This is a genomic window from Dryocola boscaweniae, from assembly GCF_025215095.1.
Lineage (GTDB): Bacteria > Pseudomonadota > Gammaproteobacteria > Enterobacterales > Enterobacteriaceae > Dryocola > Dryocola boscaweniae.
In genome coordinates, this window is record NZ_JALHAP010000078.1 from 1 (window position 1) to 19,712 (window position 19,712).

Below are 19,712 nucleotides of genomic sequence, written 5' to 3' on the forward strand. Positions count from 1 at the left end.
GGCTTAATCCGGCTGTTGCTCAGCTTATCAAACAGACAACTGGTGATGATGATAAAGCAAACCTGATGGCGCATGCGGTGTGGGGTGCACTGGCAGCCCAGCTTGGCGGGAACAGTGCCGCAGCGGGGGCAGCAGGGGCGTTCAGCGGTGAGGCAGCGGCGCAGTACATCATCAACAACTACTACGGCGGAAAAACTGACAACCTGAGCGAGCAGGAGCGCCGGCAAATCAGCACGCTGGCGACGATTGCGGCGGGGATAGCCGGAGGCCTTGCGGGTAACAGTGCGGAGGCAGCAGGCGCCGGTGCTGTGGCCGGGAAGAATGCGGTTGAGAATAACTCGCTGAGCGGTGACAAAGCCCGTGAAACGGTGAAACAGGCCGCTGAATCCCTGAAGGATCAGGTCAGGGATAAGCTGGGCAACGGTGCAACTTCTTCCATCGCGAACGCGATAATTAACGGCCTTGCGGATACCGGCGATGCAGCATTAGGCTCAGCGGATTATGTTGCCGATGCAGCAATGGCTGTGGCTTCATGTGTGGCTGGAGATAGCTATTGTACTAAAGCACTGAGTGATTTAGCGAGTAAGAACCAGGCAGTAGCAGATAGCGTTACGGCGCTGATGAGCAGTGATACGTGGTCAACTGTAAAAGATACAGTAATCCAGGCATCTGAAGGAAATCAGCTTGCGCTGGAAGCAACGGGTGGGATGCTGGCGGGGATTATACTGCCGGGCAAGAAGGTTCCGGGAGTCGGAAACCGTATTGAAACGGTGCTTAAAGCTGAAAAGAATTGGGAAACTGCTAGAAATAAAGCCATAAATATGGTTGGTGATTTAGGTGCTGATTCAAAGCCTGTTATTGGCCGATTGGAAGTGAGTGCTGGTAACGGAAAGGTTATTGGTCGCCAATCCAGCGATGGCAAGGTAGGCTGGCGTGTGGATTATGATCCAGAGAAAGGAACACATATTAATATGTGGGATTACTCAAAAGGTAAAGGTCCTGGTAAGGCAGTAAAAACCGTCATACCTTTTGAAGGTAATGAAAAAGCTTTTGAAACTATATTGAAACAGCTAAATAGGTAGAAACAATGACTTTATTTGACGAATGCAAAGAAGCGTTGCTTGTTGATTTTAATATAGTTATTGGTGACGAAGAAAGAAAAGCTATCGATATGCTTTATAATTATCCTGTTGCCGCCGGAGGAGTTTTGTGGAAGGAGATGAAATATAGAGATTATGATGATTTATATGGTGTCTTAAACGCGAACTTAGTAAAAAACCACGACGTATTTGTCTTAGCAGATGATGCAGATGTACCACTATTCAGGACAAATATTAAGCTGATAGCGGAAAACGTTTATGATGTTACAGCATTGTCACCAAAGTTATTTATTTATAACGATGAAATCATAATACAGCCGTTATTCCCATCAGAGAGTTTTCGCGTTGGACTAAGATCTGACAATTTATAATTAAAAAGATCCCGGCCCCTGAGCCGGGATCTTTTTGCCTGTCACTCAGCCAGTGGCCGGATCACCAGTTGCCTGCGTTCAACGGCAATGGTGACCGACGTATCTGTCCCGAATCCGGCCTCTGTCAGCCAGTCGCCTTTGAGGTACAGGCCGGGCGTGCGGCTGTAGTAAGTGGCCATCAGCGGTGGCAGTATTATCATCCGCGATAAGGACAAGCAGAAACAGGATGTGGCTGACCTCAGCCGTGATGTGGAAAACGCCAACGGCAGCATTGCGCCGATATTTGACAAGGAAAAAGAGCAGCAGCGCCTGAAGGAAGCGCAGGTCATCAGCCAGATTAGTAACATCGTCATGACGCTAGGTGAGACCGAAGCCATGAAGGCGGCCAGGGAGAAGCCTGAAAATACGGGTAAAACCGACGCAGAACTGCGTCAGACCGAAGCTTACCCTCAGCGCCGGAAATGACCTGAATGTTAAAGGTTCGGATTTGATTGCGGGTAACAATATGACGCTGGTCGGTAAAAATGTCAGCGTTACTTCTGCCGGGGAAAGCAGCCGCCAGACGCATGAGGTGGAGCAGAAGAGTTCCGGCTTTACCCTCGCCCTTTCAGGTGCGGCAGGGAGTGCCGTCAACAGCGCGGTGCAGTCCGCAAACCAGGCGAAAGAGACGGATAATGAACGGCTTGCGGCGCTTCAGGGCGTGAAGGCAGCGCTTTCAGGCGTCCAGGCTTCGCAGGCGGTGCGTATGGATGCGGCGCAGGGTGACCAGGAGTCAAATAACAATACCGTGGGGGTCAGCCTCTCTTACGGCAGCCAGTCGTCAAAATCCACTCAGGTCAGCGAACAGACCACCTCAAAAGGCAGCAACCTGACCGCCGGGAATAATCTGGCCGTTATTGCCACCGGCAGCGGTCAGAAAGGTCAGGATGGCGATATTCTGATACAGGGCAGCCGGGTCAGCGCAGGCAATGATGTGCTGCTGTCGGCCAGCCGGGATGTGAACCTGCTTTCGGCAGAAAACACCTCGAAACTTGACGGTAAAAACGAAAGCAAGGGCGGGAGCGTGGGTGTCGGTATCGGTGCAGGCTCCGGTGGCTGGGGAATTAATGTTTCGGCCAGCGTGAATGCCGGTAAAGGCAGTGAGAAAGGCAACGGTACCACCCACACGGAAAGCACGGTGGACGCAGGCAACAACCTGAGCATCGTCAGCGGACGTGATGCAAACCTTATCGGGGCACAGGTCAGCGGTGAGCGCGTGACGGCAGATATCGGACGCGACCTGACGATTCGCAGCGAGCAGGACTCAGACAGCTACCACAGCAAACAGCAGAACGTCAGCGCAGGCGGCAGCTTCAACTTTGGTTCAATGACCGGCTCGGCCAGCGTGAACGCCAGCCGCGATAAAATGGACAGCAACTATACGTCGGTTAACGAGCAGAGCGGGATAACGGCAGGGAGCGGCGGCTTTGATATTAAGGTCGGGGGGCACACCCGGCTTGACGGTGCGGTGATTGCGTCCACGGCCCCGGCGGATAAAAACCGTCTGGACACGGGCACGCTGGGCTGGAGCGATATTCACAACGAAGCGGAGTATAAGGTGGAGCATCAGAGCGTGGGGATGAGTACCGGCGGCAGCATCGGTGGACAGTTTGCAGGGAATCTGGCAAACAGCATGCTTACCGGCGGAAACAGCGAAGGGAGCGCCGGGGGCACGACATCGTCGGCCATCAGCGGCGGCAACATCATTATCCGGGACAGGGATAACCAGCAGCAGGACGTGGCAAATCTGAGCCGTGATACGGAACACGCCAACGGCAGTATCGGGCAGATATTTGATAAGGAAAAAGAGCAGCGGAAGATACAGGAAGCGCAGCTTATCGGCGAAGCCGGTACGCAGGTATCGGATATTGCGCGAACAGAAGATGCCATTTCAGCAGCGCAAAAAGCCAGTGAGAAGCGTCAGAACGCCACGCAGGACGAACGAGATGCCGCAAAAGCCGCCTGGGAAAAAGCGAATCCGGGCAGGACGGCGACAGAGACGGACATCACCGAGGTTATTTACCAGAATGCGTATGCCGACGCGATGAAGAGTGCCACTAATGGCACAGGCAGCCGGACGCAGCAGGCCATCCAGGCGGTAACGGCAGCGGTGCAGGGCGTAGCCGGGGGGAATATGAACGCGGCGATTGCGGGTGCGGCCGCCCCGTATATTGCCGAAGTGATTGGTCATCAGTCCGGTCTTGAGGGGATGGATAAAGTGGCGGCCCATGCGGTGGCGAATGCGGTCATGGCAACCGTGCAGGGACAGAATGCACTGGCGGTTGCAGCGGGCGCGGCCACTGGTGAGCTGGCAGGGATGATAGCGCTGGATATGTATGACAGACCGCTCAGTGAACTGAGCGAAACAGAGAAACAGACCATCAGCACACTGGCGACCATCGCGTCGGGCATTGCAGGCGGGCTGGCGGGAGACAGTACCTCGTCGGCGCTGGCCGGGGCGCAGGGTGGGAAAACGACGGTTGAGAATAACGTTCTTGGGGCTACCTCCTCCGACAAACTCGACAAAGCTGTTGAAAAAATAAAGCAGGGAGATAAATCCCTGTCCACAGCAAATGAGCTGATTACACTGGAAAATGCTGATAAGCGCAGTGATGTCCTGGTCTCTAAATTCACCAAAGATCCTTCACAAATGACCAGCACAGAACGCGCTGAGCTGGCGGGGTATCTGCGTGTTTATGCCGCTGAAATGGAAAAAGAGTATGGTCCGGTGGTATCACAGGAGCTTGTTAAAGGGCTGCTGTCCGGGCAGGATTATATCAAACGAAATCCTGATTCGGAGGCAATGGCCAGTGCCCAGAAAATAATGAACACCTGGGGCTATCATAAATCGAATGCCAGTATTGGTGACTTGCCATTAACGTTAAGTGGGTCAATGCTCGGTAGCACGATAAAAGAAACTATCGCGATAAATGCGGCAATAGGAACCACTGTTAATTCGGTATATCAGCTTGGTGGAAAAGATCCATTCAGCTATGTTGACCTGATCATGGCTGGAATCACAGCAGCAGCTACAACGGGGAAAGGCATTGGTGCTTCTGCGGCTATTAATATGGGCGGTGCTGCGGTTGGTAGCGGTATTAAAGGAGAGAATCCAACCGGTTCTGTTATTAGCGCAGGATTTGGTTCTGTCGCAGGAAGTAAAGCAGATAAATACATTACTAATGGATTATCGACAACTGTAAAGGAAGGTACTGCTGAAGTGGTGGGAGCAGTAGGTAGTTCTGTAGCGAGTGAAATATCCAATGGAATTGTAACGGATGCGCTCAATAAAGCGGAGAAAAAAGATGAAAAGAAATAAACTAGATGAGCTTTTAATTCTTGCTCTTCGTTGCTCTTTAGTTTTTTTTGTAATTTGCTTTATTGCGAATTTTATTGGATCAATTTTGGTTTTTTTTAAACTTGGGTATTTTGAGTTCAACTGGAAAGAGATTATCTTTATATCAATAAAAAAAGGTGTATTAATTGGTTTAACTTTAGGAACGGCTCTTTGGTTGAAAGCCAGGCTACTTGAACGAAAAGGTAGAGGAAACTAACTAAATAGAAATCCCAACCTCTCGCGATTGGGATTTTACTTATATACCAATTAGTTACCGCTTCGGCGCGGTAATGACCTCGATCAGCTCCGTGACCTGCCGTTGCTTACGGGCGGAAAACTTACACAGCATAATCTCCGGCTCAGGTGGTGGCGCGGGCAACGGCTCCTGCGCGGTCAGTATCAGGTACCGGGGATGCTATTGCAGCGGCAAAGCAGGCCAGCGAGAAGCGGCAGAATGCCACGCAGGACGAACGAGATGCCGCAAAAGCCGCCTGGGAAAAAGCGAATCCGGGTAAGGCGGCGACAGATGCAGATATCGGCGAAGTGATTTACCAGAATGCGTATGCCGGAGCGATGAAGGAAGCCGGCAACGGCACCGGCAGCCGGACGCAGCAGGCCATCCAGGCGGTGACGGCAGCGGTGCAGGGCGTAGCCGGGGGCAATATGAACGCGGCGATTGCTGGTGCAGCCGCCCCGTATGTCGCCGAAGTGATTGGTCACCGCTCCGGCCTTGAGGGGATGGAGAAAGTGGCGGCCCATGCGGTGGCGAATGCGGTCATGGCAACCGTGCAGGGACAGAATGCGCTGGCGGTTGCAGCGGGCGCGGCCACCGGTGAGCTGGCAGGGATGATAGCCCTGGAGATGTATGACAGGCCGCTCAGTGAACTGAGCGAAACAGAGAAACAGACCATCAGCACACTGGCGACCATCGCAGCGGGCATTGCAGGCGGGCTGGCGGGAGACAGCACCTCGTCAGCGCTGGCCGGGGCGCAGGGTGGGAAAACGACGGTTGAGAATAACAATCTTGCAAGTGTACTGGCGGCTGCGGAAGCGAATAAATCGGGTGCGGCTGAAAAATGGCAGGAACAGCAGCAGACTGCGATTAAAGAAGCCTGTAGCGGTGGTACACCGGTATCCTGTGAGACTGTAGTGGCAGCTATGGGCAGTGCCATGGTGTGGCCATTTTTACCGGAAGTGATGGCAACAACCAGTCTTGTTGGTGCCGGAGCCAATGCCGGTGTGGGTTATGTCATCAACGGTGAGATAAACCCCAATGATGTTATTCTCGGATACTGGACTGGTTTATTAACAGCAAACACTGGAGTTGTGGGAACCATGGCCGTGAATGCCGGTAGTGGTGCAGCATCAAGCTATCTGAAAGGTGATGATCCGCTGAAAGGTGGCGCTATCAGTGGTGCAGCTTCGGGGCTGGGATATGGGGTAGGTAAACTGGTGGAGTTACCACTTGATAAAGTTTTAAACCCAATGAAACCATGGAAAGACTGGCTCTGGGTTGATGTTGGTATGGGGATATCGAAGCCTTTGCCAATTAATCCGGTGCCAGGTATGGCGGGAAATGCAATGGGTAGCGTAGGAACAGAAATTATTAATGACCGTGCTGGTAAGCTCAGCAAAGGCACCCAAGATGAGAAGAGCAAATGATGAGAAAACAACAATGGATTTTTGTTTTTCTTTATCTATTAGCCGCTTGCAACGTGGCATTTATAATACTGGCTATGAGTATTTATTTACTAACTGATTTTTTCCTTTACTTGATGTACGGGGTTCCATTTGAATTATCTCTATCGGATACATTGAAATATATCAAAGCATCCTTTTTTGCTGGAAGTCTGGTTGCTATCGGCAGTTGGTGGATCTACTACCAGTACTACAGAAAAAACAGATAGTACAAGGTTCCAGCCTCCTGGAATGGGATTGTTGTGGAGAACGACGTAACTGGTGTGATAGCCAGAGGCTATGCATTAGCCACACGCCGTGCAGAATGAAAGTTGCAGGGCAGTGGTTGGAAATCGGAGCAAAAGTGGGTGTGGCCGGTATCACCGGCGTAGCCATCAGGGATGCGGGTAAGGGCCAGGAAAAAGGCAACGGCACGACGCACAGCGAAACCACGGTGGACGCAGGCAACAACCTGAGCATCGTCAGCGGACGTGATGCAAACCTTATCGGGGCACAGGTCAGCGGTGAGCGCGTGACGGCAGATATCGGGCGCGACCTGACGATTCGCAGCGAGCAGGACTCAGACAGCTATCACAGCAAACAGCAGAACGTCAGCGCAGGCGGCAGCTTCAACTTTGGTTCAATGACCGGCTCGGCCAGCGTGAACGCCAGCCGCGCTAAAATGGACAGCAATTTAAGCCGGTGCATGAGCAGAGCGGGACAAGGCAGGAAGCGGCGGCTTTGATATTAAAGTCGGGGGGTCATATGCAGCTTGATGGCATAGTATTACCTACCAGCCTACTGAAAATAAAAACAATTTATGCAGGATTGGTATGGATTTGATTTAAGTTAAAAATACTTTTCTGGTTGTTTTTTTATCACAATTTTAGCCAACAAGGCTTCAATTGACACGAAAATAAGAAAATACAGCATTTATTTTATTACGATACTCAATATATACTATCGGAATTAAAGGGCAATAAATAACGGCTGATAAGAACTATCTCGTCATCTATATGTTAGCCTTTGGTTGTATCTGCTATCAGGTTACAGATGATGAGGCTTTGCTTAATAGAAAATTTTACCTTGGCGGTAATTTTTCGCTTGTCTAAGATATCCGGTATACTTACACCGATATCAATCATTTATTAAGTGCTCTGGTTGGTATCAGTATCTGGATGCCATATTTTATCTTTTCCCGTAGAGCAAAACTAGTTTTCACTCGCTAGTCAGGAGTGGAGGTATTCAGTGCTATCCGGCGCTGAATATATTATGTAAAACGTTTAAGTTTATTTAACAAGGAGTGTATAAATGAAGAAGTTTCCTCTGGCAATTTTACTTGCAACATCAATGGCAAGCGGTATGGTGCTTGCAGATAACCATACGATATCGGCCGGTTATGCGCAAAGCAAAGTAGAGGGTTTTAAAAATATCCGTGGCATGAATTTGCAATACCGTTATGAATTCGGTTCTCCGCTGAGCGTGCTTGGATCTTTCTCTTATATGAAAGGTGATGAGCAGCAGAATTATTTTGCTTTCGGTAATTCAGTCAATAATAGCATCGATGCGAAATATTATTCTCTGCTGGCGGGACCAGCTTATCGCATCAATGAGTATGTTTCGTTATATGCATTGGGCGGGGTGGCATATGCCAAAGCTACCGGCACAACAAAATGGGCAAACGTGACTAATGATTATGTAGGCTACGAAAGCATTTCTGAAAAATCTACATCTTTTGCTTACGGTTTTGGTGTGATATTAAATCCTGTGGCTAATTTCTCCGTTAACGTCGGATATGAAGGTACCCAGGCCGATCTGGATGGTGGCCGTTCTATTAATGGCTTCAATGTTGGCGTTGGTTATCGCTTCTGATTAGCAAGTCAGATTCACTGCTCCGGTGCTGTCACCGGAGCAGTGGACGAAATAGCGTGAACATTCGAGATTATTTTGGTGAGTTGTCTCTTGTCCAGGTAAGGCAACCCCTTGCTTTACCAAACCGCAGCAGAGGCTGACCAAATTTTTCTTACCACATCAAATCATCAGGCACGATAAAGTCGGCATACGGATCGTCTTCGTCTTTCGCTTCCTGACTGAGCTCGCAGTTTAATACAATGCTACTCGCATCACGCTGGGCGATTTTATCGGCTACGCTTGCGGGTATAATTGCATATTCCCCATCAACATTGTTATCCGTAACCAGACGAGCAATTGCCAGACGACCATTAATCAACTGGGATTGGGTAGTTTTATCCACATATATTTTTTTAATGAGATTATTATCTGTGAAATTATAGCCAATGTCGCCCTTTGAAATAACGATCCTGTTCATTTCAATTAGCTGCTTTACCTGAGCTTTATATTCTTTAGATAAGGCGGCTTGCTTTTGTTGTTCACTTAATTCTTTATCACGTTCCATTTGCGCTTTTTTATTGGCTTCCACTGCTTCTCTTGCCTCACGAGCCTGAACGCGTGATTTTTTAGTTGTTTTTTGCACTTTAGCCAGTTTTTTACTGCTTACCAGGCCGGCTTTAAGCATCTGCTCTTGTAGTGTTAGTTTCGTCATGATCTTTTCTGAGGTCAGTTAAATAATTCACAGGATTATACCTTTAATATTCGAGCCTGTGCCAGGTTGCAGGTTCAGAACACGTATGGTTTTGATAAATTTGTACATTCCGTCTGAAAGCGGAAGTTAAAAGGCAATACATGATATTGAGGATATTCTCAGAAGAGTAGATTACGGACATGGCCTAAGCGCCGGGTATTGCGGGTTTTTTAGGAGGAAAAATGGCGTCCCCTGCAGGAATCGAACCTACAACTAGCCCTTAGGAGGGGCTCGTTATATCCATTTAACTAAGGGGACAAGCGGGCGTAGTATACCCGCTTTTTGCGTCACGTTAAGGGGTTCACGGGCTGATTGCCTGAAACGTAACCAATTTGCCTTTGACGCTTACTCTTTTCCTTCCTCAACTTCCCGCTTGCGTTTCTCTTGTGCCTTTGCGTCAGCTTTTTTCTTATTGCTCATGTCGTTACGTATTTGTGCGTGGCTGATAAGCGCGAAGATAAAGGTGCCGCCGCAGATATTGCCCGCAAGCGTTGGCAGGGCGAACGGCCAGAAGAAATCGCTCCAGTGAATAGTGCCGTTAAAGACCAGATAGAGAATTTCGACGGAACCGACCACGATATGGGTTAAATCGCCGAGTGCGACCAGCCAGGTCATGATAATAATGACCACGATTTTAGCCGAGCCTGCAGCCGGGAACATCCAGACCATAGTGGCGATGATCCAGCCGGAGATTATCGCGTTGGCAAACATTTCCCCCGGCGTGTTTTTCATAACTTCCATGCCAATTTTGACGAACGCATCCCGCGTTGGTTCATCAAAGATAGGCATATATTCAAAGGCCCAGGCGGCAAGGCCGGTGCCAATCAGGTTGCCAAGCAACACCATTCCCCACAGCCTGATTAATAGCAGGAAGTTACTGCCGGTGGGCTTTTGCATTACGGGTAAAACGGCGGTGACGGTGTTCTCTGTGAACAACTGCTGGCGCGCCATAATGACGATGATAAACCCAAAGGTATAACCGAGGTTCTCCAGCAGGAAGCTTCCCGGCACGCCATCCAGGTTGACGTGAAACACGCCTTTTGCCAACAGCGAAGCGCCCATTGAAAGCCCCGCAGCAATTGCTGACCACAGCAGCGCCATAGCGTCGCGTTCAAGCTCCTTTTCCCCGTCCTGTCGAATATGTTCGTGGATAGCCATCGCTTTGGATGGCAGGTTTTCCTCATCGACATCAATATCCTTGCCGCTTGAGTTTTCCTCGCTTTCCACTTCCAGTTCGTCGTTGGATTCGCCGATTTTTTCTTCCTTTAATTTGTCCATTTTTCGAAGTACTCCGCACTTTTGCTGTTCTGTTAAGCGTAGCGGTTTTTATCTGCTTGTTGCGGCTTATGGGAGAATTCGCCCTAAGTTTGATCTGGCCTGGGTGGATTACCTCTTATTGAGTACCCCTTCGCGCCCTGCCTGACCTGGAGCGGCCTGGATGATGTGTTATCATTTTTGCCCCTGAGACAAGTAGCGATTATTTCCATGCTTGATGCCATTAATTTGACCTGCATACGCGACGAGCGAACGCTGTTTAGCAATCTGTCTTTTTCCGTTTCGGCGGGAGAAATGGTTCAGGTGGCAGGACAAAACGGCGCGGGGAAAACGTCTTTATTACGTCTTCTCGCGGGGCTTTCTCAGGCCGAAGAGGGTGAGGTTCACTGGCAGGGCAAAACGCTGCCGCGTAATCGCGATGTTTATCATCAGGATTTGCTGTGGCTCGGTCATCAGCCCGGCATCAAAACGGTGCTCACCGCCTTCGAAAACCTCAGTTTCTTTCATGGCGGTGGTGATGAGGCGCGGCTTTGGCAGGCGCTGACCGAGGCGGGTTTAGTCGGCTTTGAAGATGTGCCGGTCAATCAACTTTCCGCCGGACAGCAGCGTCGTGTGGCGCTTGCGCGTTTATGGCTAAGCCACGCAAGGCTCTGGATTCTGGACGAACCGTTCACCGCGATTGATGCCGCAGGCGTAGAAAAAATCACGCGGCAAATGGTGCGGCATACCAACGAGGGCGGGATGGTTATCCTCACCACGCATCAGCCGCTGGCGCTTTCCTTCGTGCGGCAGATCGTTTTGCAGGAAGCCCAATCATGATGCGCAGAATTTTCTGGCAGGAGCTACGCGTGGTGTTCCGCAAGGGCGCGGAGTTTGCCAACCCGCTGTGGTTCTTTCTTATCGTTATCACTCTTTTTCCTTTAGGCATTGGCCCGGAATCGCAGCTCATGGCGCGCATTGCGCCGGGCGTCATTTGGATTGCGGCATTGCTCGCATCTCTGCTGGCGATGGACAGGCTATTTCGGGAGGACTTTCAGGACGGTTCACTTGAACAACTGATGTTGCTGCCGATTCCTTTGCCTGTGGTGGTGCTGGCGAAAGTGACCGCTCACTGGGTGATAACAGGATTACCGTTACTGCTGCTCTCGCCGCTGGCGGCACTTTTGCTGGGGCTGGATTTTTATAGCTGGCAGGTGATGGCGCTGACGCTGCTGCTGGGTACGCCGACGCTGAGTTTTCTCGGCGCGCCAGGCGTCGGCTTAACTGTGGGATTAAGACGCGGCGGCGTCCTGCTTAGCCTGCTGGTGCTGCCGCTCACCATTCCACTGCTGATTTTTGCAACCGCTGCGATGGACGCCGCGTCGATGCATCTTCCGGTTGATGGCTACATGGCCATTCTCGGCGCGCTGCTGGCAGGGAGTGCTACGCTGAGCCCATTCGCTACGGCGGCGGCGCTGCGCGTTAGCGTTCAGTAACTTATTTCTTTTTTGTGAGCAATTAACCATGTGGAAAGCGTTACATCAGCTTGCTAAACCAGAACGGCTGTATCAGCTTTGCGGGCGATTTGTACCTTGGTTTGCCGCCGCGAGCGTCGTTTTACTGATTGCCGGCTGCGTCTGGGGTTTTTTCTATGCGCCTGCCGATTATCAGCAGGGACAAAGTTATCGCATTATGTATTTGCATGTTCCGGCGGCCATCTGGTCGATGGGGATTTATGCCTCAATGGCGATTGCCGCGTTTATCGGCCTGGTGTGGCAGATAAAAATGTCTGACCTGGCCGTTGCGGCTATGGCGCCGATCGGCGCGGTTTTCACTTTTATCGCACTGGTGACCGGTTCCGCATGGGGCAAACCAATGTGGGGAACCTGGTGGGTGTGGGATGCACGTCTAACCTCAGAACTCGTTTTGCTGTTCCTTTATATCGGCGTGATTGCGCTGTATAACGCCTTCGACGATCGCCGCCTGGCCGGGCGTGCCGCGGGTATTCTGGTGCTGGTGGGCGTCGTGAACCTGCCGATAATTCATTTTTCTGTGGAATGGTGGAACACGCTGCATCAGGGATCGACCAGGATGCAGCAAAGCATCGATCCTTCCATGCGTACGCCGCTGCGCCTGACTATTTCTGGTTTCCTGCTGCTGTTTATTACGCTGACGCTGATGCGTTTGCGCAATCTTATTTTGCTACAGGAACGTCGCCGCCCCTGGGTGCTGGCGCTGGCACAAAAAGGAAGAAAAGCATGAACGGTGCATTTGCCAGTTGGGCCGATTTTTTTGCGATGGGCGGCTATGCGTTTTTCGTCTGGCTGGCCGTCGCTTTTACGGTTATTCCTCTGCTGGCGTTGTTGATACATACAAGGCTGCACAGGCGTGAAATTCTTAATGGCGTGGAACGCCAGCAGGCGCGCGAGCAGCGAATCCGCGCGCAAAAGCAAACAGAGGGAAGGTAAGTGAATACTCGTCGTAAAAACCGTCTTTACCTGGCGGTCGCCGTGCTGGTGGGGTTAGGGCTCACTGTCACGCTGGTGCTGTATGCGCTACGCAGCAATATCGATCTCTTTTATACGCCAGGCGAAATCGTTTACGGCAAGGGCAAAAGCCAGCAACGGCCAGACATCGGGCAACGTTTGCGCGTGGGCGGCATGGTGATGCCGGGCAGCGTAAAACGCGATAAGCAAACGCTCAAAGTAACCTTCAAACTTTATGATGTTAACGGCGTGGTGGATGTCACATATGTTGGCATTCTGCCCGACCTGTTCCGCGAAGGGCAGGGCGTGGTGGCGCAGGGCGTGCTCGAGAAAGGCAATCTGATCGCGGCGAAAGAAGTGCTGGCGAAACATGATGAAAATTACACGCCGCCGGAGGTCAAAGAGGCGATGAATAAAAATCATCAGCGAGCGCCGCAGATTGATAAGGATAACGCTTCATGATGCCTGAAGTCGGCAGTTTTTTGCTGTGCCTGGCATTGAGCTGGTCATTGCTGCTGGGCGTTTATCCGCTTTGGGGCGTGCAGCGTAACGATGCGCGTTTGATGGCGGCGGCGCGGCCGCTTTGCTGGGCGCTGTTCCTGTCCGTTCTCGCCTCATTTTTAGTGCTGGTTTACGCGTTTGTCGTTAACGATTTCACCGTGGCGTATGTCGCCAGCAACTCCAACACCGAACTACCGGTCTGGTACCGCGTGGCTGCGACCTGGGGGGCGCACGAAGGTTCGTTGATGCTTTGGGTACTGCTGATGAGCGGCTGGACGTTCGCCGTAGCGCTGCTCAGCGGCGACATGCCAAAAGATGCCCTGGCGCGCGTGCTGTCCGTGATGGGCTTGATTAACTTCGGTTTTTTGCTGTTTATTATTTTCACTTCAAACCCGTTTATCCGCACGCTGCCGGATTTTCCCATCGAAGGGCGAGACTTAAATCCGCTGTTGCAGGACGTTGGGCTGATCTTCCATCCGCCGCTGCTTTATATGGGTTACGTCGGGTTCTCCGTCGCTTTTGCATTTTCGATTGCCGCGTTGATGGCGGGCAAGCTCGATACGGCCTGGGCTCGCTGGACTCGGCCATGGACGCTCGCCGCCTGGTCGTTTTTAACCATCGGCATTGTTCTGGGTTCCGGCTGGGCCTATTACGAACTGGGCTGGGGCGGCTGGTGGTTCTGGGACCCGGTTGAGAACGCATCGTTTATGCCGTGGCTTGCGGGCACCGCGCTGATTCATTCGCTTTCGGTTACCCAAAAGCGCGGCAGCTTTAAAGCCTGGACCGTGCTGCTGGCGATTACCGCCTTTTCGCTTTGCCTGCTGGGCACTTTCCTGGTGCGCTCCGGCGTGCTGGTTTCGGTGCACTCATTTGCTTCTGACCCGGCGCGCGGCATGTTTATCCTCGCTTTCCTTGTGATTGTTATCGGCGGTTCGCTGCTGCTGTATGCGGTGAAAGGCAGCAAAGTGCGCTCACGGGTAGGGAACGATTTGTGGTCGCGTGAATCCTTCCTGCTTGGCAATAACGTGTTGCTGATTGCCGCCATGCTGGTGGTGTTGTTGGGCACGCTGCTGCCGCTGGTGCATAAACAGCTTGGGCTTGGCAGCATTTCTATTGGCGAGCCGTTCTTCAACACCATGTTTACCGCGCTGATGGCACCGTTTGCTTTGTTGCTCGGTATCGGACCGCTGGTGCGCTGGCGTCGCGATACACCGCAGAAGTTGGCCAAACGTCTGGCGATTGCGCTGGTTGTCACCGTAGCCCTTTCACTGGCGCTGCCGTGGCTGATGCAAGATCGGGTGGAAGCGATGACGGTTGTGGGCCTGTTGATGGCCGTCTGGGTTTTTGTGCTGGCGCTGATGGAAGTTTACGAACGAGCGACTCACCGCCGGGGTTTGCTACAGGGTTTATGGAAACTGCCACGTAGCCACTGGGGCATGGTGTTCGGCCACCTGGGGCTTGCGGTGACAGTTGTCGGCATCGCGTTCAGCCAGAATTACAGCGTCGAACGTGACGTGCGCATGAAAGCCGGTGACAGTATCGATATTCATCAGTACCACTTTGTGTTCCGCGACGTTCACGATCTGACGGGGCCGAACTATCGCGGCGGGGTGGGGATCATCGACGTGACGCGCAACGGCAAGCATGAAGCGACGCTTCATGCTGAAAAGCGCTTCTATAACAGCAATCGCTCGATGATGACCGAAGCGGCGATCGACGGCGGCTTTACCCGCGATTTATACGCCGCGCTGGGTGAAGAGCTGGATGACGGCAGTTGGGCGGTGCGGCTGTATTACAAACCCTTCGTTCGCTGGATATGGGCGGGGGGATTACTCATGACGCTGGGCGGCGTCTTCTGCCTGTTCGACTCCCGCTCCCGTTCGCGTAAAAAAATGCCGGAGGCTGCATGAAGCGCAAGGTGTTGTTTATCCCGCTGGTGCTGTTTTTGCTGCTGGCGGCGGCGCTGCTTTGGCAGCTTGCGCGTAATGCGCAGGGCGAAGATCCCACAAGCCTTGAATCGGCGCTGATAGGCAAACCGGTGCCGGTGTTCCGCCTCGAATCACTCGAAAATCCAGGTAAAACCTACGATCGGACGGTACTGACGGATGGCAAGCCGATTCTGCTTAACGTCTGGGCGACCTGGTGCCCAACCTGCCGTGCGGAACATCAGTTTCTTAATGGGCTGAAGGCGCAGGGGATTCGTATCGCCGGTATGAACTACAAAGACGATCGCCAGAAAGCCGTTAACTGGCTAAACGAGCTGGGCAATCCCTATACGCTGAGTTTGTTTGACGGCAACGGCATGCTGGGGCTGGATCTCGGCGTCTACGGCGCGCCAGAAACCTTTCTGATCGACGGCAAAGGGATCATCCGCTATCGCCATGCGGGCGATCTTAACGAAAGCGTCTGGCGACAAGAGCTCAAGCCGCTATGGGATAAATACAATAAGGAGGCGGGCGCATGAAGCGCGGCTGGTTTTTAATCGCGGCACTGCTGTTTTCCTTTTATGCGTCTGCCGCCATCGACACCTGGACATTTAAAGATGAAGCGCAGGAACAGCAGTTTCGTCAGTTAACCGAACAGCTTCGCTGTCCGAAATGCCAGAACAACAGTATCGCCGATTCCAATGCGATGATCGCCTCAGACATGCGCCTGAAGGTGTATGAGCTGATGCAGCAGGGCAACAGCAAACAGCAAATCATAGATTATATGGTCGCGCGCTACGGCAACTTCGTGACTTATGAGCCGCCGGTTACCCCGTCGACGATTATTCTATGGATTCTGCCGGCGCTGTTTATTGTCGGCGGTATTGGCGTAATTGTGATTCGCAGCCGCAAACGGCGAGTCTACTTCGGTGAAGTAAACGAAGAGCTTACGCGACGCGAATCGACGCAAAAAACCAGCTATTGGGTTTTTGCACCGGGCGCTCTTATGCTCATTACTGTGAGCGTTGGCGTTTATCTGAAAGTTTCCGGCATTAAGCAGGTGCGTGAATGGCAGCAGGTTACGCGGCAAACGCCTCAGCTATTAGAACGAGTAATGGACCCGCACGCCGAGCCGCTAAATATGGAAGAAATGGCGCGTCTTGGGCTGGGCTTGCGCACCCGTTTGCAACAAGAGCCTGATAATATTGCGGGCTGGATGATGCTCGGACGAATTGGTATGGTGTTAAATAATGCAACAACCGCTACACAAGCCTTTGCACATGCATATAAACTGTCGCCCAATAACGATGATGTAAAGCTGGGCTATGCTGAAGTATTGACTCGTTCTGAAGATCCGCAAGACACCCTTCTGGGTGGGCGTCTTTTGCGTGAGCTGCTGAAATCCGATAGGACTAATGTACGCGCGCTTAGCCTGTTTGCCTTTAATGCTTTTGAGCAACAGCAGTATCGCGAGGCGATGAATGCCTGGCAGTTCATGTTGCAGGTATTGCCGGCGAAAGACCAGCGTCGTGCCGTCGTTGAGCGGAGTATCGAACAGGCGAGGGCGCTGGCAGGTCAGGACATCATCAAACAGAGCGTAGATAAACAATAACAGGGAGATGCATATGAATTTTCGCCTGACCGGGCTGGCTCTGGCCACGACGCTGTTGGTCGGCTGCGCCAGTTCCGGTGACCAGGAACCACAAGGGCGGTCGGACCCGTTTGAAGGGTTCAACCGTACGATGTACAACTTCAACTTCAACGTGTTGGACCCGTATGTTGTTCGACCTGTCGCCGTGGCCTGGCGTGATTATGTGCCACAGCCTGCGCGTAACGGATTAAGCAACTTCACCAGCAACCTGGAAGAGCCCGCCATTATGGTGAACTTCTTCCTTCAGGGCGACCCGTATCAGGGAATGGTGCACTTTACCCGCTTCTTCCTGAACTCCTTGCTTGGCATGGGCGGCTTTATCGACGTGGCGGGCATGGCGAATACGAAACTACAGCGTGAAGAGCCGCATCGCTTTGGTTCTACGCTTGGACACTACGGCGTCGGCTATGGTCCGTATGTTCAGCTACCGTTTTATGGCAGTTTCACTCTGCGTGATGAAGGCGGCGATTATGCGGATACGCTCTATCCGTTACTGTCGTGGCTGACCTGGCCGATGTCTATCGGTAAATGGACGATTGAAGGCATTGAAACCCGCGCTCAACTGCTGGATTCCGACGGCCTGCTCAGGCAGTCAAGCGATCCGTATATTCTGGTGCGCGAAGCTTACTTCCAGCGTCATGATTTTATTGCCAACGGCGGCAAGCTTTCTCCGCAGGTCAACCCAAATGCGGCGTTGATTCAGGACGATTTGAAAGATATCGATTCCGAATAATCGAGAAGCATAAAAAAGGCGAACCAGAGGTTCGCCTTTTTTGTTTCCGACTTATCAGAACGCATAGTTGAAGTTCATGCCGTACAGCCAGGCTTTCCCTTCGGAACGGAAGGTGTAAGGACCTTCGTTGATTTCTACGTGCTGGCCGTGCATGTAAGAAACACCCAGGTCAACGGAGGCATCTTCGTTAAACGCATAGGTTGTACCCGCGCTCAGCCACAGGCGATCCTGATCCGGGATGGAGATGGATCTGTTGTTTGCCGGAACCGGGCTGTCGTCAAATGCGATACCGGTACGGAAGGTCCAGTTTTTGTCCATAAAGTAGGTGGTACCCAGCGCAATGCGGTACGCATCTTTAAACTTCTCGTCTTTCTGGAACAGGGTCTGGCCGTCGCTGCCGGTCGCTTTCAGCTCCTGGAACTGGCTCCAGCTTGTGTAGGTCAAGCTATAGTGGATAGCCCACTGCGGCGCCACTTTATTGTAACCAGACAATTCCCACATTTCAGGCAGGTTCAGGGTCAGAGCGCCTGGAATAGTTTCACCGCCGGTACCATAAAGCCCATAGTTGCCTAACAGAGGATTATAGGCGGCAGGCAGGCTGCTCTTATAGTCGCCGTCGAAGTCGATTTTCACTTCTGAGCGATAGGTGAAGCCGTAGCGGTTGTCTTTATTGATTTCATAAAGAATACCTGCGTTCCAGCCGTAGCCCCATTCGTCACCTTTCAGGTGTGCGATTTGCGTACCAGCCGGGATCTGCGATACCGGGCCTGCCAGTTGCGGAGGCAGCGCACCGGAACCTGCGATTAGCTGTGGTAAATCACCGGCATAACGTTCGATTTTAGCTCTGGCGTAAACCGCATCAAAGCCAACACCGAAGCTCCAGTTACTGTTTAACCGGTAAGCGCCGCTAAGATTCAGGTTTAGCGTTTCCAGGTCAGTTTTACCGGCAACGGAACCCGCCGCGTAATTATTATTAAATTCTGTCGCCAGACCATAGTTGGAGGTCAGGGACGCGCCAATACCAAACTGTTCATTAATCGGCGTGACGAAATGAAGGTTAGGTACCCAGGCTGTCGGTGCGATGTTATCCGCGTCGGTGCTGCGGCCTGATGGCGATGTGCCGGTAATATTAACGTCCGGATCGACGAATATCGCACCGCCGGAAAATGACGGACGGTCGAACATCATAATAAGGGCTGGGTTACGGCTGGCTGAGCCCGCATTGTCCGCAACCGCACCTTCCCCGGAATAAGCCCGGCCAAGGCCTGAGGAAGAGAACTCGTTTAATTGAAAGCCGGCTGAATACGCCTGCGAGGAGACAATTGCCACTGCAACCGCGAAGGCTGACTTTGTAAACAGGTTTTTCTGGCTCATGACCAAAACCTCATAGATTTATTTTTATACAAAAAATGTTACACGTGGTAACAGGAGCGCGAATAGTAGGGGCTGATCGAAAACAGAGAAAGCTGACCAGTGGCGAGAGTATAGGTCTGACCAGATGGTATGTTGCAAGTTTGTATCTAAACTTTTTCAAATTTGATCGTTAAAACGAGATCCGCCTGGCAAAATCACGGCCAGGCTTCATCATTCAGACGGATGAAATTTGTTTTAGATCATTTTTAAGTGTGATTTTGGTCACTTGCGAGCGCAGACAAAATTAACGGCTGGAGACGTATCAACAGGGAGCGTAAAATAAGCAGCAATTGTTTAAGCCTTTTCGTTTTTAAATACAGAGGAAATCATAATGAGTAAAAACACTGCTGATGAAACCCCGGTTTGCTGCTGTATTGATGTCGGCTCCATCATCGATAATACCGATTGCACCGCGACATACAGCCGCGTCTTTGCTGATAAAGCACAGGCAGAAGAAACGCTGGCTGCGCTGAGCGCAAAAGCCCGTGAAGTCGAATCCGAACCTTGTCAGATTGTTCCGCGTTACACCGAAGTGTCCGAAGGCGTGCGTCTGGATATCGACTTCGTGTTTAGCTGCCAGGCTGAAACCATGATCTTCCAGCTCGGCCTGCGTTAATTTCTTC

General features: G+C 51.8%; 20 protein-coding genes, 1 tRNA gene and 2 pseudogenes. 18 read left to right on the forward strand and 5 right to left on the reverse strand.

Features of this window, described 5'->3' with window-relative positions:
• Positions 1–1,082: VENN motif pre-toxin domain-containing protein (locus tag MUA00_RS11100; protein WP_271130464.1), on the forward strand; the 1,082-nt coding region annotated here is incomplete at its 5' end.
• A gap of 5 nt (positions 1,083–1,087) precedes the next feature.
• Entirely contained in the window at positions 1,088–1,471 is a 384-nt protein-coding gene (locus MUA00_RS11105) for a CDI toxin immunity protein (RefSeq protein ID WP_271123111.1), read from the forward strand.
• A gap of 41 nt (positions 1,472–1,512) precedes the next feature.
• Here the strand turns inward: MUA00_RS11105 and MUA00_RS21245 are convergent, their stop codons facing one another.
• On the reverse strand, positions 1,513–1,848 hold the full coding sequence (locus MUA00_RS21245; RefSeq protein WP_333780889.1) for a SymE family type I addiction module toxin: 336 nt from the start codon (positions 1,846–1,848) through the stop codon (positions 1,513–1,515).
• A gap of 41 nt (positions 1,849–1,889) precedes the next feature.
• Between MUA00_RS21245 and MUA00_RS11120 the strand changes: the two are divergent.
• From MUA00_RS11120 to MUA00_RS11140, 6 genes and pseudogenes are all read left to right on the forward strand, one after another.
• Positions 1,890–4,829 (forward strand): annotated as a pseudogene (locus MUA00_RS11120) (hemagglutinin repeat-containing protein); the annotation flags it as partial.
• Positions 4,816–5,064 (forward strand): hypothetical protein, encoded by a 249-nt coding sequence (locus MUA00_RS11125; RefSeq protein WP_271123114.1) that lies wholly within the window; start codon positions 4,816–4,818, stop codon positions 5,062–5,064. The pseudogene MUA00_RS11120 and the gene MUA00_RS11125, both read left to right, overlap by 14 nt.
• A 626-nt stretch (positions 5,065–5,690) precedes the next feature.
• Positions 5,691–5,879: pseudogene (locus MUA00_RS21405) on the forward strand (VENN motif pre-toxin domain-containing protein); the annotation flags it as partial.
• A gap of 991 nt (positions 5,880–6,870) precedes the next feature.
• Positions 6,871–7,269 (forward strand): hemagglutinin repeat-containing protein, encoded by a 399-nt coding sequence (locus MUA00_RS11135; RefSeq protein WP_271123116.1) that lies wholly within the window; start codon positions 6,871–6,873, stop codon positions 7,267–7,269.
• 391 nt (positions 7,270–7,660) lie between these two features.
• Positions 7,661–7,753: a DUF2569 family protein gene (locus MUA00_RS21320; protein ID WP_408639706.1), complete on the forward strand. Its 93-nt coding sequence runs from the start codon at positions 7,661–7,663 to the stop codon at positions 7,751–7,753.
• An 82-nt stretch (positions 7,754–7,835) separates the two neighbouring features.
• Positions 7,836–8,396 (forward strand): Ail/Lom family outer membrane beta-barrel protein, encoded by a 561-nt coding sequence (locus MUA00_RS11140; protein ID WP_271123117.1) that lies wholly within the window; start codon positions 7,836–7,838, stop codon positions 8,394–8,396.
• A 151-nt stretch (positions 8,397–8,547) separates the two neighbouring features.
• Here the strand turns inward: MUA00_RS11140 and MUA00_RS11145 are convergent, their stop codons facing one another.
• The 3 genes from MUA00_RS11145 to MUA00_RS11155 form a co-directional block, all read right to left on the reverse strand.
• Positions 8,548–9,087, reverse strand: coding sequence for a DUF2058 domain-containing protein (locus MUA00_RS11145; RefSeq protein ID WP_271123118.1), 540 nt, complete (start codon positions 9,085–9,087; stop codon positions 8,548–8,550).
• 222 nt (positions 9,088–9,309) lie between these two features.
• A tRNA-Arg gene (locus MUA00_RS11150) sits at positions 9,310–9,384 on the reverse strand.
• 87 nt (positions 9,385–9,471) lie between these two features.
• Positions 9,472–10,404 (reverse strand): formate/nitrite transporter family protein, encoded by a 933-nt coding sequence (locus tag MUA00_RS11155; protein WP_271123119.1) that lies wholly within the window; start codon positions 10,402–10,404, stop codon positions 9,472–9,474.
• A 207-nt stretch (positions 10,405–10,611) separates the two neighbouring features.
• On the opposite strand from MUA00_RS11155, the gene ccmA reads away from it, so the two are divergent.
• The 9 genes from ccmA to mlaA are packed head-to-tail and all read left to right on the forward strand — an operon-like array spanning position 10,612 to position 17,676.
• On the forward strand, positions 10,612–11,220 hold the full coding sequence (gene ccmA, locus MUA00_RS11160; protein ID WP_271123120.1) for a cytochrome c biogenesis heme-transporting ATPase CcmA: 609 nt from the start codon (positions 10,612–10,614) through the stop codon (positions 11,218–11,220).
• A complete protein-coding gene (gene ccmB, locus MUA00_RS11165; RefSeq protein ID WP_271123366.1) occupies positions 11,214–11,876 on the forward strand; it encodes a heme exporter protein CcmB in 663 nt (220 codons plus the stop codon). The genes ccmA and ccmB overlap by 7 nt, the downstream gene beginning before the upstream one ends.
• Positions 11,877–11,904: 28 nt before the next feature.
• The gene (locus tag MUA00_RS11170) at positions 11,905–12,642 is read left to right on the forward strand and encodes a heme ABC transporter permease (protein ID WP_271123121.1); all 738 of its coding nucleotides are present in this window, start codon (positions 11,905–11,907) and stop codon (positions 12,640–12,642) included.
• Positions 12,639–12,848: a heme exporter protein CcmD gene (gene ccmD / locus MUA00_RS11175; protein ID WP_271123122.1), complete on the forward strand. Its 210-nt coding sequence runs from the start codon at positions 12,639–12,641 to the stop codon at positions 12,846–12,848. The genes MUA00_RS11170 and ccmD overlap by 4 nt, the downstream gene beginning before the upstream one ends.
• Positions 12,849–13,328 carry a cytochrome c maturation protein CcmE gene (gene ccmE / locus MUA00_RS11180; RefSeq protein WP_271123123.1) on the forward strand — a complete coding sequence of 160 codons (480 nt, stop codon included), beginning with the start codon at positions 12,849–12,851 and terminating at the stop codon, positions 13,326–13,328.
• Positions 13,325–15,277 carry a heme lyase CcmF/NrfE family subunit gene (locus MUA00_RS11185; protein ID WP_271123124.1) on the forward strand — a complete coding sequence of 651 codons (1,953 nt, stop codon included), beginning with the start codon at positions 13,325–13,327 and terminating at the stop codon, positions 15,275–15,277. Before ccmE ends, MUA00_RS11185 begins: the two co-directional genes overlap by 4 nt.
• Positions 15,274–15,831: a thiol:disulfide interchange protein DsbE gene (dsbE, locus tag MUA00_RS11190; protein ID WP_271123125.1), complete on the forward strand. Its 558-nt coding sequence runs from the start codon at positions 15,274–15,276 to the stop codon at positions 15,829–15,831. The genes MUA00_RS11185 and dsbE overlap by 4 nt, the downstream gene beginning before the upstream one ends.
• A complete protein-coding gene (locus tag MUA00_RS11195) occupies positions 15,828–16,904 on the forward strand; it encodes a cytochrome c-type biogenesis protein CcmH (protein WP_271123126.1) in 1,077 nt (358 codons plus the stop codon). The genes dsbE and MUA00_RS11195 overlap by 4 nt, the downstream gene beginning before the upstream one ends.
• Positions 16,905–16,917: 13 nt before the next feature.
• Positions 16,918–17,676 (forward strand): phospholipid-binding lipoprotein MlaA, encoded by a 759-nt coding sequence (mlaA, locus tag MUA00_RS11200; protein ID WP_271123127.1) that lies wholly within the window; start codon positions 16,918–16,920, stop codon positions 17,674–17,676.
• Between the two features lie 54 nt (positions 17,677–17,730).
• On the opposite strand, the gene fadL is transcribed toward mlaA, so the two are convergent.
• Entirely contained in the window at positions 17,731–19,050 is a 1,320-nt protein-coding gene (gene fadL, locus MUA00_RS11205; RefSeq protein WP_271123128.1) for a long-chain fatty acid transporter FadL, read from the reverse strand.
• Between the two features lie 370 nt (positions 19,051–19,420).
• On the opposite strand from fadL, the gene MUA00_RS11210 reads away from it, so the two are divergent.
• Positions 19,421–19,705 carry a YfcZ/YiiS family protein gene (locus MUA00_RS11210; RefSeq protein ID WP_271123129.1) on the forward strand — a complete coding sequence of 95 codons (285 nt, stop codon included), beginning with the start codon at positions 19,421–19,423 and terminating at the stop codon, positions 19,703–19,705.
• Positions 19,706–19,712: the final 7 nt, after the last annotated feature.